The sequence below is a fragment of the Nostoc sp. UCD121 genome, assembly GCF_014222285.1.
Lineage (GTDB): Bacteria > Cyanobacteriota > Cyanobacteriia > Cyanobacteriales > Nostocaceae > Nostoc.
Map to the genome: position 1 here is coordinate 22553 of NZ_JACKZS010000009.1, position 25502 is coordinate 48054.

Here is a 25502-nt window from a genome sequence, read left to right on the forward strand (position 1 = left end):
GTTTAATTTGCAATTGACTTCGCTATTACTCCCAGTTGCAATCCAGGCGGATAGCTACCTTCTTCTTTTATCCGCTTGATTTCTGCGTCTGTGAGCCGCAAATTTAACTTTTGTGCCAATGTTCGCACAATATCACCTCGGTCAATTACACCAGCTACAGCACCAGCAGGAGAAAGTACAGTAATTCGAGGTAACTGCTCATTTTCCAGCTTGTTAATGACCTCAGCTATGGTCGTTGCTTCAGCAACAGTGGGTATTTCTGTTAGGGGATGCACAATGCTGTGTAAGGTTTGGGTTTCCCATTCACTCCTTTGGGTTAGACGAAAATCGTCAATGGAAACCAAACCTCGGTAACGTCCATCAGAAGCAGCAAAATAAACTTGTGAAGGAGCGGTTTCCAACAAGTATAAATCGGCAAAGGAGCGCAGTGTCTGGTCAGCATCGATAACCCGAAAGTCACGAGTCATCGCATCAGCCGCCACCACTTTAAGTAGGCTTTCCTGCAACGTAGTCATGTTGTCGTATGTGTTAGCGTTGCGGACAGCAAACCAACCTAACAGCGCAATCCACAAACCAAGTGCTAACTCCCTTGTCAAAAAATCTACAACAAATCCTAAAGCGATCGCACCATAACCCAAAATTTGCCCAGCCCTAGCAGCCCAGTGTACGGCTTGAAAACGATTACCTGTTATTTGCCATAGTGCTGCTTTTAACACTTGCCCTCCATCTAGAGGTAAACCAGGAATCATGTTAAATAGTGCTACCACCAAGTTAATTCTCGCCAAATCTCCAACCATGATACTGAGTGGACTAGTATCAGGGATTACAAAAACTCCCAGACTGAGCAGGAAAAATAGTATGATACTCACCAATGGCCCAGCGATCGCTACTTGAAAGGCTTTGAAAGGAGTTTTAGATTCTTCTTCAATAGCAGCAATCCCGCCAAACAGAAACAGAGTAATTGAATTAACTTTAATACCTTGCGATCGGGCTACCAAGCTGTGACCCAACTCATGTAGCAACACCGAACCAAATAGCAGCAGTGCCATAACTATTCCAGCACTCCAAGCTATAGCAGTCCCCCATTCCTGGTAAGCTACCCCAAAGTTAAGGGTTGCCAACCCTAAAATCACAAACCATAACGGGTCTAAAAACAGGGGAATTCCAAATAAAGACCCAATTTTCCAATTTGTTTGCATTACATTGTCCTAAAACTAGATATCGCCAGTAGTTCCTATACAGCAATACTTGCGTATATATCTGAGCATCAATTTGGTAGTGCCGAGTTCCAAAATGCTCTTATTTCTAGAATAGACAATTAATGCCTGTGAGCAAAACCCTAAAATTGGGAATTGGGAATTGGGAATTGGGAATTGGGTTGTTCTCCTGATCTCCCTGCCCCTTGCTCACCATGTCCGCTTTTTGAGTATGTTATGTGGAAAAAATATAAATTTAATTTAGATAATGCCGAGATTACTCAATCCTAAGACGGTACCAGTGCCGATCAGGTGGCCGGCGCTCATCGCGGCGAGGAATGTAGCAGCACTGGGATTATTGAACAGCGACGGAAAGGGCAAAGGCATCTTAGGCCCAACGTGAGGATAGCGAATTGTCCGAGGAATAATCAAAAGACATAATAGACAAGCGCCAGTAATAATTCCAGCTTCAGTCAAGTTCCATCCTGTGCCAGTTTTGGGTAAAGTGGCTTGGGCTGCTAATAAAATTGATGACATCATAGTTCTTTCTCCTGCATTAATTAACTCAATAAGCCTTACAGAGGGGATTAATCCCGTCTCTAAAGCCATATAAATCCTCCTCTGATCAAGCAGTTGGATCGTCCCTCAAGGGGAAGGTTAATGCCTCCCCCCTTAGTTAGGCTTACTACACGGAGGCTAACTGGCTGATGCTTATGAGTTACCTTGCTGGAGAAAGAACTAAAATCGTTTTCAGGAATTTTGTATTGATCGCAGCGTTACAAGCAACGCCGCGATCGTCGCAAAACTACAGACGACCGATGTTAGTCAGTCCTAAAACGATACCAACGCCAACAATATGACCAAAAGCCATCGCTGCAACGAATGTTGGAATACTAATCGGCAGGATGGGGAACTTGGGGCCAACTAGCGGTTTTTCGATCCTAGTACTTAGTAGAACCATTACTAAGCTGCTGATGCTGATGATGATGCCGACTGTAGGATTCCACGCAGGTGTTGCGGGAACAGTTGCCTGGGCTGCTAGTAAAATAGATGAAATCAAGCTTTTGTCTCCTAAAATGTAGACCTACAAAATTATAAAATTACCAAGGCACAAAAGTTTTTCGGATAGTTTAGACTTTCTTGATGATTATTGTAAATCTATTAAATATTCATGCGCGTTAAAATTTGCGGCATTACTCAACCACAGCAGTCTCTAGCGATCGCTTCTCTGGGCGCAACAGCACTAGGATTTATTTGTGTACCAAACTCCCCTCGCTACGTGACTACATCCCAAATTCGGGCAGCCGTGGCAGAACTCCCAGCAAATATTGACACAATTGGAGTTTTTGCCAACGCTAGTATTCTTGAAATCAGCCAGATAGTTGTTGATTCTGGGTTGACGGGGGTTCAGTTACACGGGGATGAGTTACCAGATTTTTGCTACCAATTACGCCAAGCTTTACCAAATGTAGAAATTATTAAAGCACTTAGAATTCGTAGTCTTGAGCATCTGGGCACGGCGGCTGATTACACAAAATACGTAGATACTTTACTACTGGATGCCTATCATCCCGAACAACTTGGTGGTACAGGTAAAACCTTAGATTGGAAAATATTAGAGCAATTTAACCCCAATTGCCCTTGGTTTTTAGCTGGGGGATTAACAGCAGATAATATTCTGGAAGCTTTAAGTCAGGTTAATCCCAGTGGTGTTGATTTATCTAGTGGTGTAGAACGCGCACCTGGAGATAAGGATTTAGATAAAGTAACCAAGTTGTTTGAGAAATTGGGGAATAGGGAATAAGGAGCAGGGAGAAGGGGAGCAGGGGGAGCAGGGGAAGCAAGAAAATGGAATAACATAATACCCCCATTCCCCATTCCCCATTCCTTAAAAGAACGCTGGTTGATGGCGAATCAAGTTAAAAAATTCTTCGCGGGTTTTATGCTCTTCTTGGAACACGCCAACCATTGCGCTAGTGACAGTCCAAGAACCTGGTTTTTGTACGCCTCGCATTACCATACACATGTGGCTAGCTTCCATCACAACGGCTACGCCTCGAGGTTCTAGAATGGTCTGGATTGCTTCAGCAATTTGGCGGGTTAACCTCTCCTGGACTTGCAAGCGACGGGAATACATCTCAACAATGCGGGCCAGTTTGCTCAGTCCTACAACTTTTTGGTTGGGGATATAAGCAACGTGCGCTCTACCCATAAATGGCAGCATGTGGTGTTCGCACAGACTAAAGAAATTAATATCTCGGACTAGTACCATCTCGTTATGCCCTTCATCAAAGATGGCATCGTTAACTAGTTCTTCAAGGGATTGGTTGTAGCCACTGGTAAGAAACCGCATTGCCTCGGCCACTCGCTTTGGTGTTTTGAGGAGTCCTTCGCGTTCAGGATCTTCGCCAACGCCCAATATTATTTTCCGCACTGCATCCTTCATTTCCTCTATATGTTCCTCTTTTGGCGGGAACACATCAGCTTGTCGCCCGTTATTCGTATTGCGATCGGGTCTAGGAGTTATGGCTTCTGCCAAGTCAGGAATCAGAGGCGATTGAGAGTAATTGGAACCGTTGGAACTAGCGATAGTCATGATTCAGTCTTGGTTATGTTTTGAAAGTTGGTCATTAGTCATTAGTCATTAGTACATTGGTTATTTGCAAAGGACTGATGACAAAGGAGAAATTAAAGTGCGCCAGCACTGGGCATCAGGGTCAATTCGTCTATAACTGCCTGTTGTGGTAACAGAACTGTGTGGAGAATTGACTGAGCCACTATTTCTGGGGTTAACATCTTAGAACGGTCTAAGTTGACATGGACTGTTTCTGTGTCCCAAAGTTCGGTATTGACTGCGCCAGGAGAGATAGCTGTGACACGAATGCCGTGGGTGCGTTCTTCTTGTGCGAGGGTTTGAGAGAGGGCAATCAAACCAGCTTTGCTGACGCTGTATGCTCCCCAACCGGGAAACGGTTGTTTGGCGGCAATTGAAGCGACGTTGATAATTGTGCCCGTGCCCCGATCGCGCATTGAAGGTAAAATTCCTAAAATGCACTGAAACACGCTGGTAAGATTCAAGTCAATTACCTGCTGCCAGTCTTCTAAGGGGGTTTCGCTCAAATTGCCTGTATAGGCGATGCCGGCATTATTTACCAGAATGTCTATATCGCCAAAGTCAAGGGCGAGCGCTTGGATATTTTCTTTGACTTCGGAGAGCCGCGCTAAGTCTACAGCGTAAGCTTTCGCTTCCACCCCAGTATGCTCGACTGCTTCTCTTACCGCCTCCAACTTATCCAAAGAACGGCTAACTAAGGCGACATCTATTCCCGCTTTCGCAAAGGCTAAAGCCGTTGCTTTCCCAATTCCACTACTTGCCCCTGTAATTAGGGCGCGTCGTTTTTGCTCAACACTCATGGTGTCTCCCAATTTTTTGGCAGTTCCCAAAGCCTATTACCACCCAATTATTCACACTTCTTGGTTTGGATAGATTAAAGGAACCTAAAAATTTGATGATTTCAATTAAGCAACTGCTATGATTCAGTGCAATAGTAGGCGTATTGTGGGTTTCAACAGTGAAGACAACAAATTATTGCCTGGAAAACCACGCCGGACACTGAAATTAAATTACTTAATAACACAAAAGCTACTCAATCAAATTGAGTAGGTTTACCAAACATACAAATGCCTATGGCTAGATTGTTAAAAATCTTTAAGCACATAGGCAATTATAGCATTTCTGCTTTATTAATCAATCATTATGCAGTGCCGTTAGTGGGCAACTTCTGTAAAAACACCAATTTTGCGGAATTTTTCATAACGCAGTTGGCGGCGTTCTGGAGCGGTTAAACGATTGAGTTCGTCCAAATTTTCTAGCAGAACTTGCTTGAGAGTGGTAGCAGCTTTTAAAGGATCGGAATGAGCGCCACCAGTGGGTTCAGGCAGTATTTGGTCGATAATTCCCAATTTTTTCAGGTCGTGGGAAATAATTTTCAGAGCCACGGCGGCTTGGGGAGCCTTGCCAGCATCTTTCCACAAAATGGCGGCGCAGGCTTCGGGAGTGGCGACGGTATAAACGGAGTGTTCAAACATGAGTAGGCGATCGCCTACGCCAATACCGAGTGCGCCACCGGAACCACCTTCACCAATGACTGTGCAGATAATTGGCACATCTAAGCAGAACATTTCCCGTAAGTTGTAAGCGATCGCTTCTCCTTGACCTTGGTGTTCTGCTTCTACCCCAGACCAAGCTCCCGGCGTGTCAATAAAAGTTAGTATCGGCATACTAAATTTATTGGCATGTTCCATTAACCGCATCGCCTTGCGGTAGCCGCCAGGATAAGGCATTCCAAAGTTACGGGCAATATTGTCTTTGGTATCACGACCTTTTTGATGACCCAACATCACCACAGGTTGCCCACTAAGACGACCAACACCACCAACTAAAGCCGGATCGTCACCACCGCAGCGATCGCCATGCAATTCCATCCATTCATCACTAATAGCCTGAATGTAATCGAGAGTACTGGGGCGACGCGGATGACGAGCGACTTGTAATCGCTGGGAAGGCGATAGACTAGTAAAAATTTCCTCACGTAGTTGCATGGCGCGTGCTTCTAGTTGACGAATTTGACCAGAAACATCGACACCATTTTCTTCTGCAAGTTGCCGAATTTGATCGATTCGGGTTGCAAGTTCTGCTAGGGGCTTTTCAAAATCTAACAGTAGCGGTTTACGCTCGGTAGTTGCCATCGTAGGGTTTATCAATTACGAGTTATAAGTTATCTATCCTTTGCCTTTTGTCCTTTGTCCTTTGTCCTTTGTCCTTTGTCCTTTGCAAATAACAAATGACCAATGACTAATGACCAAGGACAAATGACTAATGACCAATGACTAAACCAACAACGGTCTAAATCCATGTTTTACTGACACCCGGCCAATCTGCTCCATTTTATCTACGGTAATCTGATTCCGTCCCCACGAAAAGTTCGTGTATAACTTCTCAAATTCCAGCAGCATTGATTCGGCAAAACAGGCAAACAATTGACGGGCTGGCACGTCCATATTGACTATTTTCATAATTTTCCAGTCAATATCCAGGGAATGCTCTACAATTCCACCATTTAACACGTGTACGCCAGGATATTGAATTTTTGTCGCTAAGTTTTTAGGATAGCCACCATCAATCAACAAACAGGGTTGTTTCAAAGTGGTAGGGTCAACTTCCATGCCTCTGGGCATACTAGCAACCCAAACTACAACATCGGCTTGGGGTAGCGCTTCTGTCAAACTCATGATTTTACCCCGCCCCAGTTCGCCTTGCAACTCTTTGAGACGTTCTTGATCGCGGGCGATTAGCAGGAGTTCTTGGACATCTGTTCTCGCATCTAGCCAGCGTGTAACGGCACTACCAATATCCCCAGTTGCTCCACATACCGCAACAGTCGCGTTTGATAGATTAATTCCCAGTTGTTTGGATGCTTCTTCCACCTGCTTACAAATAATGTAGGCAGTATGCGTGTTTCCTGTGGTGAAGCGTTCAAACTCTAGTTTGATATTGCGGACTTGGCTAAACTGCTCTAACTTAAAGTTTTCAAAAATAATCGAGGAAAATCCGCCTAAAGCTGTGATGTTAATGCCGTGCTTCTGTGCATGGGCCATGGCGTTGAGGATTTTCCGTGTTGCGGCTTTGATGCGGCGACTAGCTAGCATTTCCGGCAAAAAGCAAGATTCTACATACCTTCCTTCAATTTGTTGCCCAGTTACACTGGTGACAATAATAGTATCGACAATTTGCGGCGGGGCGCTGCACCAAAAGTCTAGCCCTTGATCGGCATATTCTGGGTATCCCAATTCTTGGGCTACCGCTTGAGCGTGTTCTAAACTAGTCAGATGTCCAATTAGACCAAACATGTAGTGATTATTAGGCTTATGCTATCTTGAGCGCGGGGGATTAGGAGTTAGGACTTGGGAATTAGGAGTTAGGAATTAGGAGTTAGGAGTACGGCTCATAATTTCTCACTCCTAACTAGCTTTAAGCACCTATGAGTCCGTAGGCTGACAAGCGCATAATATCGCGAGTCGTAAAACCAATGTTACTCAATGCTTCACCATACTGAATCATGAAATCTTCTACCAAAGCATCTTTTTCCATTGCCATTGTGTGGGCATCACCTTCTACTTGGTTGAGCATTTTCCAGACGATGGGTAGGTTCTGGCGATTTGCAAGTTCAAGTTCAGCTTTGGATTCTGCAAAGTGTTCTTTCAACCAAACTTCTCCAAAATTGAGGTGGCTGTATTCTTCTTTAACTACCCCTTCAGTAATTTTGCGGGCAAAATCGTCGGCTACGGGGATGTAAATGTTATATGCTGCGATCGCAAAACATTCAATAATTAAAGACTGAATCAACAGACAAGTAACCACTTTTCCTTCTGCGGCAGCTGTTTGAAAATTTTGGTGTAGGCCGGAGAAAAACTCTTTGGCAAATTGCAAATCTGGGGTAACAGCCAAATTGCGCCCACAAGCTTCAAATCCTTTCTTATGGCGGCTTTCCATCTTGGATAGGCGAAGCAATTCATCATGAGATTCTGGCAGCAGTTGGGCTAGTGTGATGTAATTTTCATGGGCTTCTTGTTCCCCTTCAATCACGATCGCATTAATCCGGCTATAAGCATCTTTGTATGTTTCGCTTTTGAAATCTAATTCTGTAGATTGGTCTGTAAGCTGCTGCATGGTTATGTTTACTCCTGTAAACCTGAATTATTGGACACCAGGATTCAATTTACCCTATGAACTGAGGGTAACAATCACTGTGGTTTAATTTAACTTAACAAGTAACTATGTTTATAGATTAACTGTTGCTGGGGGAGATGCTGTAGTACTAGCGAAACAAATGCTTTACAGATAAATTTATGTCCAAACCAAACCCGAATCTGAAATCTGGTGATTTTTTGAGCCTAGTAGTCTTACTGCTAGGGGCATTTATCGTTTTACTACCGCTATTTGTGGTTTTTCTCACCTCCTTTGCATCGACAGCCGCCAGCCCAGAAAATTTGTCTAAAAATAACTGGTCTTTAGCTAATTACCGTGTTGCATGGCAACAGGGAAAATTTTTGCTGGCGTTTGCTAATTCTACCTTGGTAGCGATCGCTGTGACGGCGTTTCAGATTGTCACTTCTGCTTTGGCTGGTTACGCCTTAGCACGGCTGAAGTTTCGGGGACGGCAAGCACTGCTATTGGTTGTTTTAGCAACTTTGGTAATTCCTTTTCAGTTATTGGTGATTCCCATCTTTTTGGTTTTGAAGTGGGGACACTTGATAAATACATACTGGGCGCTCATTTTACCCACTGCTGTCAATGGGTTTGGGATTTTCTTATTACGTCAGTATTTCCAGACAATTCCTGTGGAATTAGAGGAAGCCGCAGCCATCGATGGGGCAACCAGATTACAAATATTGTGGCGGGTAATGTTACCTTTAGCCCGTCCGGCCCTGGTGACGCTGTTTTTGTTCACTTTCATCGGCGAATGGAATGATTTGTTTAAACCTCTGGTATTTACAACCCGTCCCGAATTAAGAACAGTGCAACTGGCGTTGGCTGAATTTCAAGAACAATTTACGAATAATTGGCCTTTGATGATGGCGGCGGTGACAATAGCGACAGTTCCAGTGATGGTATTATTTTTCATCGGTCAGCGTCAGTTTATTCAAGGTATTGCTGCAACGGGAATTAAGAATTAGCAAAGGAAGCTGTCTGAATTTTAGATTTTGGTGAAGCGCGAGATAAGTAAAATATTAATTTTTATGATGCTATGCGTAATTGTTCCGGGCCCAGCTGAAGCAGAATTATACACATTCTGTAGGAAATGGAAACAGTCATGAACTCCGAAACATTACAACAGTTACAAGCCGAGATTGAGCAAAAACTGCTTGAAAGTGTTAATAACGCTGATTTATACAGTGTGCTTGAGAAATACGGTGTATTAGATGATAGAGCCTTAATCGTTCAATGGCAGTGTAATCTTGACCCAAATAAAATCAAACCTGGTGACGCAGCGAATATAGAGCAAGTAAATGAATTATTGCCAGCAACTCCAAAACAGGAAATTGTGCTGATGGAAAAATCATGGTGTATTCCTTGCCCTTCAACTGGCAGTCCTCTAGGTTGTAACTGCTAAATAATTTAGTTTTTACACTGTAAAAAGTTTATTCTAGTGAGTATAAAAATACTGAACTTTGCATTTACTAGTTAGGCTACAGAGATAATTTCAAGTATCACCATAAGTTAGTGAGCAAGGACAAATAAAATCATCTTACGCAATGTAAGATGATTAATTAGATTGGCTCGTAGTCAGGGCTGAATCCCTTATTAGAAACCTTTAATTGTTTACACCCACTTAACTTAATTTAACTAGCAAAGAGCAGTATTTTAATATACTCTTATTTTTTTGGTGCAAGTTTGTCATGTCTCGATACCGAAGTAGTTGGTACTGGGAGTTAGGGATAGTGAGTACATTAGCAATTGCTGGAGTACTCACTTTCTTTGAGAGTTTTGTCTTAGCCCAAATACAAAAAGATGGCACACTTGAATCTGAAAGCTCAATCATTACACCAAAGCTAATCGATAGTCAGCTTATAGACCAGATTGATGGTGGGGCAGTTCGTGGTACAAACTTATTCCACAGCTTTGAACAGTTTTCTGTCTCTGCGGAAAGGACAGCCTACTTTAATAATGCAATAGATATTCAGAACATTATCAGTCGGGTGACAGGTAATTCCATTTCTAAGATAGATGGCATTCTGAAAGCTAACGGCACGGCGAACCTGTTTCTGATTAACCCTAACGGCATTATTTTTGGGCCCAATGCTTCTTTAAATATTGGCGGTTCATTTGTGGCAACTACGGCGAGTAGCTTGAACTTTACTGATGGTACAAAGTTTAGTGCTACATCTCCTCAAGCTAAACCTCTACTGACATTAAGTGTTCCCATTGGCTTACAATTTGGAGCAACTGCGGCTCCCATCCGCAATCAATCTCAAGCAAGTCCAGACGGCGCAGTTGATATCTTTGGACAAGGCGTTGGTTTAGAGGTGCAGCGAGGCAAAACCTTGGCACTTATAGGCGGTAATATCACGCTAGAGGGTGGAAATATAACGGCAAGGGGAGGAAGGGTTGAATTAGGAAGCGTTGGTGGCAATAGTCTGGTCAGTTTAAGCCCAATGAACCAAGGTTGGGTTTTGGGATATGAAGGTGTTCAAAATTTCCAGAATATCGAAATCATCCAGTTAAATAAAATTCCATCTATTGTAGATACTCATGGAAATGGTAGCGGCAATATCCACCTGCAAGGGGGATTTGTACGAGTAGATGGCAGTTTCCTAATTCTAGTTAATCCCTTTGGAGTGCAATCAGGGGGGAATTTGACAGTGAACGCTTCAGATTCTGTAGTAATTGAACAAGACTCACAACTGTTTACTCAGAGTTTTTCCAACGCAAACTCTGGAAACATAAATGTCAATACTAAGAAGTTGGTGGTCAAAAGTGGAGCGCAATTGCAGGGGCAATTGACCATAAACGCTTCAGATTCCGTGGAAGTAATTGGTGGCACTACCATCCCTGTCTTTCGAGATGGTAGTGATTTAATATCCAGTGGATTATTTAGTGCAACTTACGGCGATAAAAACGCTGGAAACATCACAGTTAATACTGGAAAATTGCGTATCGAAGGAGGAGCAAGAATATCAACAAGTTCTGAGGGCATATACAGGTTTATTCCGAACCAACTTACACCAGCTACAGGAAATGCAGGAAACTTGACGGTGAACGCTTCCGAGTCGGTAGAATTAATCGGAACTTCACCAAATGGCTCTAAGCTCAGTAGCTTATTTTCTGGGACTCAAGGGCCTGGAGATGGTGGAAACTTGACCCTAACTACAGGGCAATTGATTATCAAGGATGGGGCTGCAATAACTGTGAGCAGCCAAGCTCGAAAAAATGTAATCTATATCGGAGATCCAAATAATCTTGGAAAAGCAGGCTATTTAAATATAACCGCTCGCTCCATACTTCTCGACAATAAAGGAAAACTCATATCTAATAGTGAGTCAGGTAAAGGTGGGAATATTACCCTACAGGTGCAGAACTTATTATTGATGCGCCGCGAAAGTCAAATCACCACTAACGCAGGTACAACAGGACTGGGTGGAGATGGCGGTAATATCATCATCAATGCACCTAATGGCTTCATCGTCGCTACTCCCTTGGGAAATAACGATATCACTGCCAATGCCTTCTCTGACTCTGGTGGTAAAATCACAATCACCGCTAAGAACACTTTTGGATTTGTACCGCGCACTCGTGCAGATGTAGAAAAACTCGATCGCGAAGAAATCAACCCGAATAACGTGCGAACAAGTGACATCACGGCGTTTTCTCAGCAAAACCCTTCATTAAATGGCACGGTACGAATCAACTCACCAGATGTTGACCCCAGTCAAGGATTAGTGGAATTGCCTGTAAATTTGGTTGATGCTTCCCAGCAAATTGTTGCTGGTTGTAATTCTAGTGGAAAAATAGCCAGAAGTTCATTTATTACAACTGGGCGTGGAGGAATAGCGCCCAATCCCACGGAGCCATTGATAGCTGATGATGCGGTGCTAGCAGATTGGATCACACTGGAGCCAGAGAGTCAGAATCGTGCTGAGGGTATCCAGAAGAGAGTGGTTGTTCACAAGCAGAGAAACACAGAAGAATCACAGAAGGTTAATTCTGTCAATGAACCTACTCAAATTGTGGAAGCTCAAGGATGGGTAGTGGATGCCAATGGGAACGTGGTTTTGGTTGCTCAAGTACCCACTGCGTCGCCTCATAATTCTTCACTCATCGCTACATCTTGCGCTGGTAATTAAAATTTGAGATTCTCGTAAGTTTTGTTGGTGCGCTGGCGTAGTCCGTCGTAGACATCGCTTTTTCGCAATGACCCTCATGCAAGCGATCGCTTCGCTCTTTGTACTGAACTCAGGTGTGGTGCGATCGCTTATTCGCAATGACCTTCATGTAAGCAAGCGATCGCACCTTCTACTCAAATCAGCTGTGGTGCGTTAGTGTAGCCCACTGCAATAACCTTTATACAAGCGATCGCACCTTCTACTAAACTCAGTTTTGAGTGCGACCGCTCCTTTGCAATAACCTTCATACAAGCGATCGCCCTAAACTCAGCTGTAAGTGCGATCGCTTTTTCGCAATGAATTTATGTAAGCGATCGCTTTTTCTAATAAAGCCTATGGGCTTATCCAAACCGTAAGCACAGTATGAGAGTTGAGGAGGTATCAATTACTCAATCCACTTGAATAACTAACGGAAAGTAGCCATATTCATGAATGCTTTAAGGAAATCCGGCAGAAATATATGAAGTTTTGTTACACAATGCGTAATTATAACTAGCCAAGCTGAAGTCATAATTATGCAAGTTCGCAAGAGCTTTAGAAACCTAATGCTCTCGTGCCACCCTAGACTCTGTATCCTTGATTCGTTCGTTGCCAAACTGTACTAATTGAAATCAGGTTAATTTAGTACATCACAAGATAAATTTACACATTTACCATTCTGCAAGGAAAGTAAAATTCATGGAATCTCCAACTTCACAGCAAGCAGTCATTGATCCTCAAGAATTACAGCAGTTACAAGACGAGTTGCAGCAGGAAATCAGTGAGAGCATAAATAACTCTAACTTAAGTAAAATACTAGAAAAACATGGTATATCTAAAAACAACAATTTTGAAATTAGATTTCAGTGTAGTATTGAAGTAACTCAAATTCAATCTAATAATATTAATATCGAACGCCAAGCCCAGGGATTTTTACAACCAATTCCTGCTAAACGGGTTATGCAAATGTTTTGCTGTATGGATAGGCTTGGACGTTGTGTTCCTTGCCCATAATCGCTTTAATGTAGCGACGCAAGTGTCTCTCCAAACTAGACGCGCTTAATATATTTTATAAATTCAGTCAGATGCGTACATAGCAATAGCGGAGCAATGAATAACCTTCGTTCAGCATTACATATAGTCATGATGTTAAGTTCCACTTGTATGTAAGTGCAGCATCACCGTTGTTTAGAAACTAAATATTTCTTTGAAGAGGTTCATTATTAGGTATGAGTACTTTTTGGGGCTGGTTTCAAAGTCTAGGAGTTGCTATAGGTGGTGTGATAGTTTTCTCTGTCAACTCTGCTATTGCCCAAATCACACAGGATGGTACTCTACCTACCATTGTTAAAACAGAAGGTAGTACTATAACTATTGAAGGTGGAACACAAGTACAAAGTAATCTGTTCCACAGTTTTAATGAATTTTCGGTTCTTAATGGAAGTACAGCTGAGTTTAAAAATGCTGACAGTGTTCAAAACATTATAAGTCGGGTAACAGGTAAGTCTGTTTCCAATATTCAAGGCATTCTAAAAGCTAATGGCACAGCTAACCTGTTTCTCATTAATCCTAATGGGATTATTTTTGGTCCCAATGCTTCTTTGCAAATAGGTGGTTCATTTGTAGCTAGCACAGCCACTAGTCTGAACTTTGCTGATGGTACCAAATTTAGCACTAGTCCTCAGACTACACCCCTACTCACAGTCAGTGTTCCCGTTGGTTTACAATTTGAAGCAACTGCGGCTCCTATCCATAATCAGTCTCAAGCTTCTAGTTTAGTTAACGATACTAAAAATATTCTAGATCAAAACGTTGGTTTACAAGTGCGGCCAGACAAAACCTTGGCACTTGTAGGTGGTGATATAGTCTTGGAGGGTGGCAACTTAACAGCACCTTCCGGACGAATTGAGCTAGGAAGCGTTGCTAGCAATAGTCTGGTTAGTCTCAACCCAACGAACCAAGGCTGGGCTTTGGGATATGAGGGTGTTCAGGATTTTAAGAACATTCAACTAATCCCGCGAATTATTGACGGTTTCGAGTTTCCATCTACTGTAGATACCAGTGGCGATGGAGTTAGTAATATTCAAGTCCACGGTAGACATGTCTTACTCACTGGCGGTTCAGGGATCTGGGCTATAACTTTAGGCTCACCATCAGGGGGAAATTTAATGGTCACAGGTGCAGAGTCCGTAGAACTAATTGATCCCAATACAACCTTGAGGACTGGAACTTTTGGTAGCGGAAATGCAGGAGAATTAATAATCAATACTCGAAGGTTGATTGTCCAAAAAGGTTCACAAGTAGGCACTTCTACTGGAAGTATTGGAGAAGGAGGAAATTTGACAGTTAACGCCTCCGAGACAGTAGATATTATTGGTGGTAGTGATGCTTTTCTTACTGCATTATTTAGTATCACTGGTGGTGCGGGGCTGGCAGGAGACGTAACAATAAATACAAAAAAATTAAGTGTCCAAAATGGTGCAGGCGTTTCAACAGAGTCTACTACATTATTGGATAACTTTGAAGTGACACCAGCTACTGGAAAAGGAGGAAATTTGACTGTGAATGCCTCCAAGTCTGTAGAGCTAATTGGAACTTCACCAGCAGGCAATCCTAGTGGGTTGTTTGCTTCGGCTTTAAGGTACGGAAATACGGGAACTATTAACGTCACCACAGGACAATTGATTGTCCGCGACGGGGCTGCAATTGCTGTGGATGTTAAGATTCCACAAAATGCGATTCCCTCAGAAAATACAAATATCACAGAAACACCAGGCGCACTAAATGTAACCGCTCGCTCTATCATGCTCGATGAAGGAAAGCTCACATCGAATAGTGAGTCAGGTAAAGGCGGAAATATTTCACTAGAGGTGCAGGACTTACTATTGATGCGTCGCAATAGTGAGATATCTACTAATGCAGGAGCTAATGGAGATGGAGGGAAAATCACCATCTATGCACCAAAGGGCTTCCTTGTCGCCACTCCCTTCGGAAATAACGATATCACCGCCAACGCCAACTTCGGCTCTGGTGGTAAAATCACAATCACCACTAAGAAAATCTTTGGTTTTGTGCGGCGCACAGGTGCAGATGTAGAGAGGCTTGATCCAACAGGCGAAAGAAACCCGAATAACCTGCTAACAAGTGACATCACTGCATTTTCTCAGCAAGACCCTACATTAAATGGCACTGTACAAATCAACTCACCAGATACTGACCCTAGTAAAGGATTAGTGGAACTACCTGTAAATCTGGTTGATGCTTCCCAGCAAATTGCTGCTGGTTGTAATTCTGGTGCAAAAATAGGAAGCAGTTCCTTTATTGCTACTGGGCGTGGAGGATTAGTAGCCGATCCCACGCAGCCATTGATAGCTGATGATGCGGTGCTGGCAGATTGGATCACACTAGAGCCAGAGAGTAAAAATAGTGCTGCTGGTATTCAGAAAAGAGCGGTTCTTCAGGCGCAGCGAAATACAGAAGAAAAATCACAGAAAGTTAATTCTGTCAATGAACCTACTCAAATTGTAGAAGCCCAGGGATGGGTAATGGATGCCGATGGTAATGTGGTTTTGGTTGCTCAAGTACCCACTGCGTCGCCTCATAATTCGTCACTCACGGCTACATCTTGCGCTGCTCGTTAGACTTTGAGACAAGTTAAACAGTCTCTGAATTAAGGTTCAATTTCTGTAACTTGGGAGTAATCACGATCGCAATTACTGCCAAGTTAGCCTATTGTCTATTCCCTAACTCGTCTCCTGAATTTGCACACGAACAGTGTGTTCAGTTGCACCACTAAGTTGCAATTCCATGATTTCACCACCCAGAGGTTCTAAGCAAGTGAGGAGCGATCGCAAGTTGGGTGTACTTGCACCAGTATCTACATATAATCTATCTGCCAAATTGCCAATTCGTTTCCACGTCATGTAGAGTTTAGCGATCGTTTGTTCAATCTGGGATGCTTGATTGACCAAATCCGCAGCAATGCTCAAACAGCCGACTCTTTGCGCTTCTTCTAAGGCTGTTTCAATATCAACATTTTCCTGCGTCAGCGCTTGAACTTGAGCCGCCCCTTTGAGATATTTGGCCAAGTTACGCGCTTCGCTTGTTACCTGTTTCAGGGTATCCACATCAGGATTGGCAGCAATTTCTTTCTGGATAAACTTTTGGTGCGATTCTGGCAGTTTTTCCATTTCCTTCACCAATGGGGCGATGTAGCGCGGCGGAAGGGTGTTATCTGCGGCTTTTTCTCTGACAGATTCAGGTAATAAATCTGAGGACATGGCTGTCCATTCATCGCTGAGTTGGCGCACTTCGCGCCTGGTAATGCGATCGCCTTTTTGGGCGGCTTCACTCACCATCTGTTGCACTTCTGGCGATGCTTTGGAGGTTTCAACAAATGCTCGTTTACTGAAATTATTCACAGAACTGGGGTCGAGTTTCCCGTCTTCAATCAGAGTATCGGCACTATTGGCCAGTTGAATCCAGGCGTAAGCTTGACTTTTGCTGATTTCCCGCTCTTTTAGCCATCGCAGAAAGCCAGTACCGCGCCCATCACCACCCACTTTTTCTCTGTCGCGGATCGCCCGTAAAATTCGCCCCCGCCAGATTTCAGTCTGCAAATCAAAGCGATCGCATACCTGCCAAGCTATTTCTAGCTGCTGTTGAAAATCAGACTCTAGAATCTGTTCATCTTCTGGATCGGGCAGTTCAAAGCTGATATCTGCTGGCTGTAGTAAAGCAGCAGCAAGGTCGTTGATGGAGTCGGTGTCTTGCACGATTGATGATAACTAGTGGATGCGATCGGCTTATTATGCCATAATCTGCGGACTCTCACTTAAGGGGGAGTACGGTATTTTGAATTACAACAAATATAGTAGGAAGGGGTAAACCACCTCAGTGAGGTCTTTAATTGATCAGAGAGAATAAAAATAAAACGATGAACCAGGTAGACTACCTCCGCATTAGTTTAATCGATCGCTGTAATTTTCGTTGTCAATACTGTATGCCAGAGGGAGTAGAACTGGACTATATTCTCAAGCAACAGCTGTTAACTGATGAGGAGTTGCTCACCTTAATTAAGGAAGTATTTATTCCAGTAGGCTTTAATCGGTTTCGTTTGACAGGGGGTGAACCCTTATTGCGTCCGCGTGTGGTGGATTTGGTCAGTGCGATCGCAACTTTACCCCAAACTCAAGACCTTTCAATGACCACCAACGGGTTTTTGCTGGCTCCGATGGCACAAAACCTCTACAATGCTGGTCTGCGACGAATTAATATCAGTCTAGACTCTCTCGATCCTGACACTTTTAATCAAATTATCGGTAATCAGGGGCGTTCTCGTTGGCAACAAGTTTGGCATGGCATTCAAGCTGCCCACCACGTCGGATTCGACCCACTGAAGCTGAATGTGGTGGTAATTCCTGGCGTTAATGACCACGAAATTCTAGATTTAGCCGCCCTGACAATTGATAAACAGTGGCACGTTCGATTTATTGAATTTATGCCTATTGGGAATGTGGATTTGTTTGGCGATCGCGGTTGGGTATCATCAGCCGATTTACGGCAACAAATCCGCGATCGCTGGGGCTTGACAGAATCTCAAGTTCGTGGGGCTGGCCCTGCTGATGTCTTTCAAATTCCTGGTGCGAAGGGGACACTAGGATTTATTAGTCAAATGTCAGAATGTTTTTGCGATCGCTGTAACCGGATGCGCCTGAGTGCTGATGGCTGGCTGCGTCCCTGTTTATTGAATGAAACTGGTCAAATAGATTTAAAAACTGCTCTGCGTTCTGGCACTAGTACCACTCAATTACAAGAACAGGTGAGGCATTTACTTGGAATCAAGCCAGAAGTTAACTTTAAAGGGCGCGATTCTGGGATTGTCGGTACATATACTCGCACTATGTCACAAATTGGTGGCTAGTCATTGGTCCTTTGTCCTTTGCAAATAACTAGGGACAAATGACTAAGAAAAAATGACTATTACGCTTGTCGTGAGTAGTATTCCACCACAAGTAGTTCATTAACTTGTAGTGCCACCCATTCGCGCTCAATAACACTGTTGACTTTACCAACCAACTTATTTTTGTCAAACTCCAAATGACTGGGGAGGTTTGCCAAACCGGGATATTGCAAGTTAGCTTCCACCAACTTCCGTGATTGTGCCCGATCCCTGACTGCAATTACTTCTCCAGGACGGCATTGGTAGCTGGCAATATTCACCACACGACCATTAACAGTTACGTGACCATGATTCACCAATTGACGAGCGGCTGGGATAGTCGGGGCTATACCCAAGCGGAAAACGGTATTATCCAAGCGCATTTCTAACAATTGCAGCAGCACTTGTCCGGTAGAACCAGTAACACGTCTGGCTTTCCGCACATAGCGGAGCAATTGTTTTTCAGTCAAACCGTAGTTGAAACGGAGCTTTTGCTTTTCTTCTAGACGGATGGCATACTCAGAGCGTTTCTTACGGTTCTGACCATGCATACCAGGTGGGTAAGCGCGTCTGGCGCTTTTACGAGTCAATCCTGGTAGGTCGCCTAAGCGACGGACAATTCTGAGGCGTGGCCCTCTATATCGGGACATGAGTTTCCTTAATCTAATCCTGTTTAAACTTTACCCAAACATTCTATGTTGACATACCACTGATTAAAAATCAGGGGATTCTTGGTTTTTGAAGCTGCTTGCCTTGGTATGACGTATCCTACCAGAGTAGAGGCTTCAACTTTTGTGCCAGTTGCTTTAAGTCGGTACCGACGTACTAGCTTCCAAGCTTGAATTCCGACCTGTCACGCCGTACTTCTGCCAATAAGTTTTTTGTTTTTATTTAGTTTCGTAGGCTACTCAATCATCAGATTGGTGTACGCAGTATTCTTACTCTGAAATACTTTTTACGTTGCCTACTTATCTTTCAAACAGTTATATTAACACAATTTCCGACATAATTAATTATGTCTAAACTTTGCTCACGCTGAAATTATTGAATTACAGAGGATTTTTAAAATATTTGAGTTAGCATAACTTTGGGTGTTTGGAGAATGGCAATGTCAATGAGCAACAAAGCGGTTAATAGAGGTAAGAACAAACAAGCCAGTTCCACCTCCAGAAGTTTAATAGTACCAGTTTTGGCTATAGCTGGATGGTTGACAACGATCTTACCCAACCCAGCGATCGCTGCTTCCTACAGCAATGATTATAGTAACTGTGCAGGTCGTCTTTTAAAAGTGGGCGTAACGGCAGAAGCGGCATCACAAGCTTGTGCAGCTGCACTGCGTCCAACGGATTTGGCTGCTTGCGTGGTTAAAATTGATAAGGAAACCCAAATTGCTGCGACAGATGCACTTTCTTCTTGTGGGAAGGCCCGGCGACCTGAAGAGTTAGCTACCTGTGTAGTCGGTGTCAGTTTAAGTACGAAAGAAGAAGCTAATCCGGCAGTTTTAAATTACTGTGGACGTAGTTTGTTACCCGTGCGCTTTGGGCAGTGTGTGGTTGGCTTGCGTAGTCAAATCGATGTTCCTCCTGCTCAAGTCTTAGATACTTGTATTAGTGCTGATGATAGTGTTATCGGTGCTTCATCTTCAACACCACCAACCATCATTCCCGCAGGATCAAGTATCGAGACTGTTCCGTTTCCAACGCAACAGACTGTTCCAGCACAACCGACTGTTCCAACGCAACCCGGCACTAATTAAATACAGTGCTTTGTAATTGCTGAGAATATAGGTTAATTAGTAAGGTGGGCGTTCTAATGCCCACCTTATTAGTCTGTCAAGTTTAAATTTATAGGTAAGCAAGCTTGTAGAGGACTTACACACAAAATAGTCCAAACCTATATTTTTTGGTAGAGGCAATTCATGTAGACGCAAAGCTTAGTCTACGAGTTATCCAACAAAATACCCGCAGAGTATTGCCCCTACTTTGTGTAGTTTTGAGTAAGTCCTATTGGAGTCAAAACTAGCTTGACTGAAGCAACAATATTTATATAATAGAATCCGTCATAATTGCTTTACGCTTGCAAATTATGCAAACTAAATACTTACAATACAAAAGTCACAAGCAGTTTTGTGACTTTTATACTATTAGTACAGTATGACAATGTAAATAGACCAATCATCCCCCTACTTTTAAGTAAGGGACAAAAGCGGTGAAAAGCTTATAATGTAAGCTTTTTGAGTTTTGCGTAGTGCAACTAGTCTTCTTTTTCACCAAAAACCGTCTGTAAGACCACTGCAATACCACCGTCTTGATGATATTTATCTGCCCAAGCACGGATAACTTCATCCAATTCATCCATAGCTTGCTCCATTTTTTCTGGGAGAATATCAAGTTCTTCTAATAAGCGCATGGCATTTCGTCGCCGTTCTGCCCAATTTTTCATCATGCGGAAATACCGAGCGGTATCTTCTACCATGATGTAAGTGCGTTCTTGATCGTCTGCTGGGGCGTAAAAAGGACGAGTAAGTGCGTAGAAGGGCATTCCCCAAGGAGAATCTATGCGTGTTACTGTGCCTGAGTAGAGTAGACGACGCTTGATATGCTCACCCAAAGCTTCACTCAAAGGCATTTGGTGTTCGGTTGGCAAGTCTTCTTGCGATCGCCTGTGCAAAAACTCAATCAAATCCAGAAACTCAAAAGAGCTAACTAACTGGGCATCTGGTAAGTTACTTGGCAGTTTTTGCTCAATTTGTCTTTTTTCTTCACTTGTCAGACTTGTACCAGGTACGCGCGATCGCCCCGGTTGCCAAGGATACTTTTCTAGCCAGACGTAAGGCAATTGAATCAAATAGCGAGGTTCTTGAGAACCCAACATTTTTAACAGTTTGCCTTCTGTTAGCGCCTGTCTGACTTCTTCTACAATAATTTTTACTCGTTTCGGCTCTAGGTGGTGCAGATGCCCTGTCATTCGCAGGTTTTGTCCCTGCTCTAGATAGGTCATGTAAATTGCACACTTTGCTGCTGTTGCGGCTGCGTCTAAAAATGCCCCATGCCTGTGCCCACTCGTCCGCATGGCACTAAAAGCCAGATAAAGCATGATCTGATCCATCGCACTGGGGTCAAGACGTTTGATCAGATCTATGTCGTTACTCATATTACAGACAATTGAATAGCACGTTTACAGAGTTTTTAATCGATTGAGAATAAGGTAGTATACACCTGGCTGAAGCCGATTTTTCACTTCAGACTATATTAGTATGCGATAACCATAAAATCGGCAGTAGTCCAAACTACCATTTTCGCATATTTTCTAGTACACAGGCAGATTAAGTTGTTGTTACCATAACTGTCTCTGCATCTGACTGGAAAATTATAGATATTACTAAGTCCAGCTTGACGGCGGTTGACTTCCCAAAAGTTAACTGTGTTGCAAATAATCTACAAAGCTTTTAACTTCTCTGGGATTATTCTCATCTTTCAAGAGCAACAAGATCAAACTGCTTATACCTAATTATGGCACTATGCCGACTCGGAGTAAAAACTAGTTTGCGCGGTTCATCAGGGGTATTTGTTACTCGAAAAAGATGCTTTATATTCAGCTTTAGTGAATTATTTGTAGTACACAGATGGTCGGATATCGTTGGGAGTAATCTCAAAAGCAACCGCTTACCAGGTGTAGCAACATTCAGAGGTTGAGCCAAACGGCTCGTTGGGAACTATTATTTCGTTCACAACCTCCTGTGATGTCTCGGCAGTATAAGCCGTTGGCTTGAGGGAAGATAGTAGACATCAAGTAGATCAATTAATTCCAATTTCAAAGTACCTATTGTTCTTTCAAATATTGCTTTTTATCATACCATTGTTTTTTGCTTTTGGAATAAAATTATGTATTTTAAAGTTTATAAATTATGACTATTTAAATATTTTATATTCTAACTAAATCAAGGTTTGATGATATTTCTGTTCTGACTCTTAAATCTAAGTCTGATTTATCTTTTTGTGTTGATGATTTGACACAGAAAGCTGCGATTGATTCAGACTGAATCGCATAGCCATGAGGATTTTTGGCTCGTGTTAATCAAAGAAGAATTAGTTAATAGGCATATATATAATAAAACATATTGGATTCAATCTGATGATTATTTAGAGATTGTTTTTCAATGGAATTATATTTTTTTCATGAAAGAATTTTAAAATTCCATGATTTAATTAATTCATTGGCTACTTGAAAGTAAATTTTGATGTCGCTGTTTTATATGCTTGAGAGACTGTAATTGCGTAAATAGTGTGTTACTAAAAAAAGACGAGAATCCGCAGCCGACTAGGATATAAGCATCTTTATCTAAGTATTTAGGCGATACCTACGGTGGGCTACCCCTACGCAGACTAAGTTGACGAGGACACAAAGGCATTAATAAAGATACCATCTCGTCAACCTCATAAAATATACAAACTAGGCATTTGGAATTTCGCGTTACTCGCAGGGCTTTTCGTAGGATCAAGGAAGTAGCTGTTTTATGGGCGCGATCGCTCCATATATTCATGTACCTTAAAAAACGGGTTACTCTCAACCCTTCTACTACTTTTTCATCTTCTAGTTCCAAAATATGCTGCAATGGTCTTCACTCCTTGCAAATTTCCTGTTTGAGCAAGTACTTGCACTCAATTGCTTGAGTCAGTACTACTCGTACTGCTTATATATACGTGTTTTCCCTATCTGTATCAGGCTAAATTGCTAAAAATATATTACAAGTCAAGTTATTTTGATTACTCTTCGCTCAAAATTAACCGTGAAAACTAAGATCCCCGACTTCTAAAAGAAGTCGGGGATCTTGGGCAGATTAGCGTCAGGATTGATGGTGAAAGTGATAGAAGGTAAACTAGCACCCATTACACCCAAACTGATTAAACTCGCCATTTAATTCGTGTTACTGGAGGGTTTAGCCTGATTTCGCATCGTTTCTAGGCTGAAAGCAGCCGCGCCAAAGGTTACTAACAACACTCCCAGAATTTGCACAATCTCTAAATTTTCTTGAATGATTAACCCAGCAAAAATCACCGTTAAAACTGGGATGCTACCACCGATAATTGCCGATCGCGAAGCGCCTAGTTTACTGATACCAACATTGTTCAGCAAATAACCAGCAAGAGTCAGCACACCCAAGATAAATGCGCTTAAAACCAGTTCTAGCATCTTAGAGGGGTCAAAAACTATCAAGTTCCAATTGCTTGGCAAAGGTAGCATCAAACAGATAAAACTCAACAGCAACATGGTAGCGAAGTTAATTAAGGTAAAAGTCACGGGATGCAGCTTGCTAGCACATACCCGTGTGAGAATTATGTAAGCAGCAAAAGCTACGCCCGAAAGAAGGGCGGTGCTGCCTCCTAGTGAAGGATTACCGATACTGGTGTTGGGAGAACCTCCTAAAACTAACAATTCACCGCAGCAAATGGCAGCGATCGCACCGAAGCGGAATGTGGTGGGGCGATCGCGGAACAGAAACCACGACAATAAGCCACTAACCATCGGGTAGATAAAGAACAGTGCGATCGCCATTCCAGTTGTGACTTGAGCGATCGCAATGTAGATTAGCACCTGAGACAAGAACAAAAAGCACCCACTCACAACCGACAACAGCAAAATCCGCTTGGTAGCTGTATTAGCAGCTGTGGGATTTCCTCGCACTGAAGCGGCCAAGTTTTCTAAATCTTGCCATAGTGTTGGATGCAACATGGGAGATAGCAATACCATCAGTGGTACTACCACCATAAACCGGAGCGTCAAAATCAACAGAGTATTACCCAAAGTCGGCGGTAGCAAGCGTTCTACATCTACTACTCCAAAAATTTGGGAACCTTCATGGAAAATCACCTTGATGGCTATGTTGTAAAGCGACGATATCACTGCTGATAAGACAATCAACAAGAAACCGACTTGCAACTGCGAAGAGCCGGAGGATTCACGCGATCGCGATTCTGAGGGTTTTGCTGGCGGCTGCGGCTCTAGCGCAGTCGAAGGTGGTGATTTTGGTTTGCTCTGCGACACTCTGCGGATCACAGAATTTGGTTCAGTAGCGTTTCTTCTTCGTAAAGGTTGAGGTTGTATTGCTTCCGGCTTTGGCACAGATACAATAGGAGGCTCTAATGTTATTTCGCTTTCTGACAAATCTTTATTGAAGACAGAAATGGGTTCAGCAGCGTTTTCCTGCGATGGCGGAACTACAGGAGCAGTAGGCTCTGGTGTCGTTTCTCTTTCCGACAAGTCTTTGATAGGAACAGAAATCGGGTTCGAGGTGTTTTCTCTAACAACAGGAGACTCTGATGTCGTTTCTCTTTCCGACAAGTCATTGCTAGGGACAGAAATCGGGTTCGCAGCGCTTTCTCTAACAATGGGAGGCTCTGATGTTATTTCTCTTTCCAACAAGTCTTTGATGGAGACAGAAATTGTATTCGCGGTGTTTTCTCTAACACCGGGAGGCTCTAATGTGGTTTCTCTTTCTTCTAAAAATTGATCCGGGATCGCAGAAATTGGCTCAGAGGAATTTTTTACTACTTCGCTAAAGGTTGGCGGGGATGTCTCAGAAGGATTGTTTTTTTCTGGCTCAGTAAACTGCAAAACAGTAGGCGTACCTGCTGCTGGTTTGCGTGAAGTTTCTTCTATAGTTTTTTCTAGTTCTCCATGCAGGCGGTTAACAAACTCCGTCAAAATCGTTTCCCCTTGCTGTTGCTGGCTATACATCCGCGACAACTGTTGGGAAAGATTACTTTGATAGTTTTTTAGCTCCTGTTGCAGCGAGTTAAAAGTAACAGTAACGGTGTCATCCAGGCTGTCAAACATGTGTTCGACTTTTTCGTTGATTTCACCTACTACATTGCTGCTCACTTCAGCGGACTTCAGCGCAGCTTGTTCGTAAGACTTACCCTCTATGCTTTGGTTAGCTAAATTTGCCAGAGAGGATTGCAGTTGTGAAGATATATGTTTTGCCAGAACTTCTGCCAGTTGACGAATTAAGACTTGCTGTTCGGTGATTTGGCGCACTTGTTGTAAATGCTCTTTTTCCTCTACCAAGCCTTGAATCTCATCGGATAACCGATTTTTTTCTGACTGAAGTCGCTTTACATCTTCCTGCAACGCTCTGAGGACATTCTGCTGAAGATTTTCTAAGTCTTCAACTACAGCCCAAAGAGCATTTTCTGCTGCTCTAGATAGCTCGCCTCTGACTCTTGGATTTTCTGGTTGCTTCTCGAATCGCCCCATTAGCTTCTAACCTCTAACACCTTGACGATAAAGCTGCTTCCGGTACGCTTTATTGGCGCTCATCCTAATTTCCTGTATTTTGTCAGATAAATTAAAAATTTTAACAGCACTTCCGCATTTCAACGTAATTCTGTCATACTGAACACAACTTGGCAAAGCACTAAATGTACTTTACTGCTTAATAA

General features: G+C 42.9%; 23 protein-coding genes. 9 read left to right on the forward strand and 14 right to left on the reverse strand.

The features are described 5' to 3' along the window. Positions 1-2 precede the first annotated feature (2 nt). The 3 genes from GNF10_RS03420 to psaK (GNF10_RS03430) form a co-directional block, all read right to left on the reverse strand. Positions 3-1199 carry a site-2 protease family protein gene (locus GNF10_RS03420; protein WP_185586007.1) on the reverse strand — a complete coding sequence of 399 codons (1197 nt, stop codon included), beginning with the start codon at positions 1197-1199 and terminating at the stop codon, positions 3-5. Positions 1200-1457: 258 nt separating this feature from the next. Beyond that, complete coding sequence (gene psaK, locus GNF10_RS03425; protein WP_185586006.1) at positions 1458-1736, reverse strand: photosystem I reaction center subunit PsaK; 279 nt, start codon at positions 1734-1736, stop codon at positions 1458-1460. Positions 1737-2001: 265 nt separating this feature from the next. Then, entirely contained in the window at positions 2002-2256 is a 255-nt protein-coding gene (gene psaK, locus GNF10_RS03430; RefSeq protein WP_109010963.1) for a photosystem I reaction center subunit PsaK, read from the reverse strand. Between the two features lie 111 nt (positions 2257-2367). On the opposite strand from psaK (GNF10_RS03430), the gene GNF10_RS03435 reads away from it, so the two are divergent. After that, on the forward strand, positions 2368-3000 hold the full coding sequence (locus GNF10_RS03435) for a phosphoribosylanthranilate isomerase (RefSeq protein WP_185586005.1): 633 nt from the start codon (positions 2368-2370) through the stop codon (positions 2998-3000). A gap of 84 nt (positions 3001-3084) precedes the next feature. Here the strand turns inward: GNF10_RS03435 and folE are convergent, their stop codons facing one another. From folE to GNF10_RS03460, 5 genes are all read right to left on the reverse strand, one after another. After that, positions 3085-3792 carry a GTP cyclohydrolase I FolE gene (gene folE / locus GNF10_RS03440; protein ID WP_185586004.1) on the reverse strand — a complete coding sequence of 236 codons (708 nt, stop codon included), beginning with the start codon at positions 3790-3792 and terminating at the stop codon, positions 3085-3087. A gap of 92 nt (positions 3793-3884) precedes the next feature. After that, positions 3885-4610 carry an SDR family oxidoreductase gene (locus GNF10_RS03445; RefSeq protein WP_185586003.1) on the reverse strand — a complete coding sequence of 242 codons (726 nt, stop codon included), beginning with the start codon at positions 4608-4610 and terminating at the stop codon, positions 3885-3887. 354 nt (positions 4611-4964) lie between these two features. Next, positions 4965-5945: an acetyl-CoA carboxylase carboxyltransferase subunit alpha gene (locus tag GNF10_RS03450; RefSeq protein ID WP_185586002.1), complete on the reverse strand. Its 981-nt coding sequence runs from the start codon at positions 5943-5945 to the stop codon at positions 4965-4967. A gap of 141 nt (positions 5946-6086) precedes the next feature. After that, positions 6087-7106, reverse strand: coding sequence for a long-chain acyl-[acyl-carrier-protein] reductase (locus tag GNF10_RS03455; RefSeq protein ID WP_185586001.1), 1020 nt, complete (start codon positions 7104-7106; stop codon positions 6087-6089). A gap of 121 nt (positions 7107-7227) precedes the next feature. Continuing rightward, positions 7228-7926, reverse strand: coding sequence for an aldehyde oxygenase (deformylating) (locus tag GNF10_RS03460; RefSeq protein ID WP_185586000.1), 699 nt, complete (start codon positions 7924-7926; stop codon positions 7228-7230). Between the two features lie 179 nt (positions 7927-8105). On the opposite strand from GNF10_RS03460, the gene GNF10_RS03465 reads away from it, so the two are divergent. From GNF10_RS03465 to GNF10_RS38320, 4 genes are all read left to right on the forward strand, one after another. Further along, positions 8106-8933, forward strand: a complete 828-nt coding sequence (locus GNF10_RS03465; protein ID WP_185585999.1) for a carbohydrate ABC transporter permease — start codon at positions 8106-8108, stop codon at positions 8931-8933. Positions 8934-9070: 137 nt separating this feature from the next. Then, a complete protein-coding gene (locus GNF10_RS03470; RefSeq protein WP_185585998.1) occupies positions 9071-9370 on the forward strand; it encodes a hypothetical protein in 300 nt (99 codons plus the stop codon). A gap of 286 nt (positions 9371-9656) precedes the next feature. Continuing rightward, positions 9657-12101 carry a filamentous hemagglutinin N-terminal domain-containing protein gene (locus GNF10_RS03475; RefSeq protein WP_185585997.1) on the forward strand — a complete coding sequence of 815 codons (2445 nt, stop codon included), beginning with the start codon at positions 9657-9659 and terminating at the stop codon, positions 12099-12101. Positions 12102-12168: 67 nt separating this feature from the next. After that, a complete protein-coding gene (locus GNF10_RS38320) occupies positions 12169-12297 on the forward strand; it encodes a hypothetical protein (protein ID WP_260445810.1) in 129 nt (42 codons plus the stop codon). Between the two features lie 87 nt (positions 12298-12384). On the opposite strand, the gene GNF10_RS03480 is transcribed toward GNF10_RS38320, so the two are convergent. After that, the gene (locus GNF10_RS03480) at positions 12385-12525 is read right to left on the reverse strand and encodes a hypothetical protein (protein WP_185585996.1); all 141 of its coding nucleotides are present in this window, start codon (positions 12523-12525) and stop codon (positions 12385-12387) included. Positions 12526-12818: 293 nt separating this feature from the next. Between GNF10_RS03480 and GNF10_RS03485 the strand changes: the two genes are divergently transcribed. Further along, positions 12819-13133 carry a hypothetical protein gene (locus GNF10_RS03485; protein WP_185591923.1) on the forward strand — a complete coding sequence of 105 codons (315 nt, stop codon included), beginning with the start codon at positions 12819-12821 and terminating at the stop codon, positions 13131-13133. 215 nt (positions 13134-13348) lie between these two features. Continuing rightward, complete coding sequence (locus GNF10_RS03490) at positions 13349-15760, forward strand: filamentous hemagglutinin N-terminal domain-containing protein (protein ID WP_185585994.1); 2412 nt, start codon at positions 13349-13351, stop codon at positions 15758-15760. A 102-nt stretch (positions 15761-15862) separates the two neighbouring features. Here GNF10_RS03490 and GNF10_RS03495 read toward each other — a convergent pair whose 3' ends face one another. Then, on the reverse strand, positions 15863-16894 hold the full coding sequence (locus tag GNF10_RS03495) for a hypothetical protein (protein WP_185585993.1): 1032 nt from the start codon (positions 16892-16894) through the stop codon (positions 15863-15865). Positions 16895-17055: 161 nt separating this feature from the next. On the opposite strand from GNF10_RS03495, the gene moaA reads away from it, so the two are divergent. Then, entirely contained in the window at positions 17056-18042 is a 987-nt protein-coding gene (moaA, locus tag GNF10_RS03500) for a GTP 3',8-cyclase MoaA (RefSeq protein ID WP_185585992.1), read from the forward strand. Positions 18043-18101: 59 nt separating this feature from the next. Here moaA and rpsD read toward each other — a convergent pair whose 3' ends face one another. Next, entirely contained in the window at positions 18102-18710 is a 609-nt protein-coding gene (gene rpsD, locus GNF10_RS03505) for a 30S ribosomal protein S4 (RefSeq protein ID WP_094349733.1), read from the reverse strand. A gap of 452 nt (positions 18711-19162) precedes the next feature. Between rpsD and GNF10_RS03510 the strand changes: the two genes are divergently transcribed. Beyond that, complete coding sequence (locus GNF10_RS03510) at positions 19163-19816, forward strand: hypothetical protein (RefSeq protein ID WP_114080893.1); 654 nt, start codon at positions 19163-19165, stop codon at positions 19814-19816. A 497-nt stretch (positions 19817-20313) separates the two neighbouring features. Here the strand turns inward: GNF10_RS03510 and hetR are convergent, their stop codons facing one another. From hetR to GNF10_RS03525, 3 genes are all read right to left on the reverse strand, one after another. Further along, entirely contained in the window at positions 20314-21213 is a 900-nt protein-coding gene (gene hetR / locus GNF10_RS03515) for a heterocyst differentiation master regulator HetR (RefSeq protein ID WP_185585991.1), read from the reverse strand. Positions 21214-22420: 1207 nt separating this feature from the next. Continuing rightward, on the reverse strand, positions 22421-22675 hold the full coding sequence (locus GNF10_RS03520; protein WP_185582560.1) for a hypothetical protein: 255 nt from the start codon (positions 22673-22675) through the stop codon (positions 22421-22423). 302 nt (positions 22676-22977) lie between these two features. Beyond that, positions 22978-25317 (reverse strand): EamA family transporter, encoded by a 2340-nt coding sequence (locus GNF10_RS03525; protein ID WP_185582558.1) that lies wholly within the window; start codon positions 25315-25317, stop codon positions 22978-22980. Positions 25318-25502: the final 185 nt, after the last annotated feature.

Excerpts from the sequence above, each read along its gene's own strand:
- GNF10_RS03525 (WP_185582558.1), bottom strand. The coding sequence starts at position 25,317 with ATGGGGCGATTCGAGAAGCAACCAGAAAATCCAAGAGTCAGAGGCGAG.
- GNF10_RS03435 (WP_185586005.1), top strand. The coding sequence starts at position 2,368 with ATGCGCGTTAAAATTTGCGGCATTACTCAACCACAGCAGTCTCTAGCG.
- folE (WP_185586004.1), bottom strand. The coding sequence starts at position 3,792 with ATGACTATCGCTAGTTCCAACGGTTCCAATTACTCTCAATCGCCTCTG.
- hetR (WP_185585991.1), bottom strand. The coding sequence starts at position 21,213 with ATGAGTAACGACATAGATCTGATCAAACGTCTTGACCCCAGTGCGATG.
- GNF10_RS03465 (WP_185585999.1), top strand. The coding sequence starts at position 8,106 with ATGTCCAAACCAAACCCGAATCTGAAATCTGGTGATTTTTTGAGCCTA.
- moaA (WP_185585992.1), top strand. The coding sequence starts at position 17,056 with ATGAACCAGGTAGACTACCTCCGCATTAGTTTAATCGATCGCTGTAAT.
- GNF10_RS03460 (WP_185586000.1), bottom strand. The coding sequence starts at position 7,926 with ATGCAGCAGCTTACAGACCAATCTACAGAATTAGATTTCAAAAGCGAA.
- GNF10_RS03450 (WP_185586002.1), bottom strand. The coding sequence starts at position 5,945 with ATGGCAACTACCGAGCGTAAACCGCTACTGTTAGATTTTGAAAAGCCC.
- GNF10_RS03475 (WP_185585997.1), top strand. The coding sequence starts at position 9,657 with ATGTCTCGATACCGAAGTAGTTGGTACTGGGAGTTAGGGATAGTGAGT.
- psaK (WP_185586006.1), bottom strand. The coding sequence starts at position 1,736 with ATGATGTCATCAATTTTATTAGCAGCCCAAGCCACTTTACCCAAAACT.
- GNF10_RS03455 (WP_185586001.1), bottom strand. The coding sequence starts at position 7,106 with ATGTTTGGTCTAATTGGACATCTGACTAGTTTAGAACACGCTCAAGCG.
- GNF10_RS03510 (WP_114080893.1), top strand. The coding sequence starts at position 19,163 with ATGGCAATGTCAATGAGCAACAAAGCGGTTAATAGAGGTAAGAACAAA.
- GNF10_RS03445 (WP_185586003.1), bottom strand. The coding sequence starts at position 4,610 with ATGAGTGTTGAGCAAAAACGACGCGCCCTAATTACAGGGGCAAGTAGT.
- GNF10_RS03490 (WP_185585994.1), top strand. The coding sequence starts at position 13,349 with ATGAGTACTTTTTGGGGCTGGTTTCAAAGTCTAGGAGTTGCTATAGGT.
- GNF10_RS38320 (WP_260445810.1), top strand. The coding sequence starts at position 12,169 with ATGACCCTCATGCAAGCGATCGCTTCGCTCTTTGTACTGAACTCAGGT.
- GNF10_RS03485 (WP_185591923.1), top strand. The coding sequence starts at position 12,819 with ATGGAATCTCCAACTTCACAGCAAGCAGTCATTGATCCTCAAGAATTA.
- GNF10_RS03420 (WP_185586007.1), bottom strand. The coding sequence starts at position 1,199 with ATGCAAACAAATTGGAAAATTGGGTCTTTATTTGGAATTCCCCTGTTT.
- rpsD (WP_094349733.1), bottom strand. The coding sequence starts at position 18,710 with ATGTCCCGATATAGAGGGCCACGCCTCAGAATTGTCCGTCGCTTAGGC.
- GNF10_RS03470 (WP_185585998.1), top strand. The coding sequence starts at position 9,071 with ATGAACTCCGAAACATTACAACAGTTACAAGCCGAGATTGAGCAAAAA.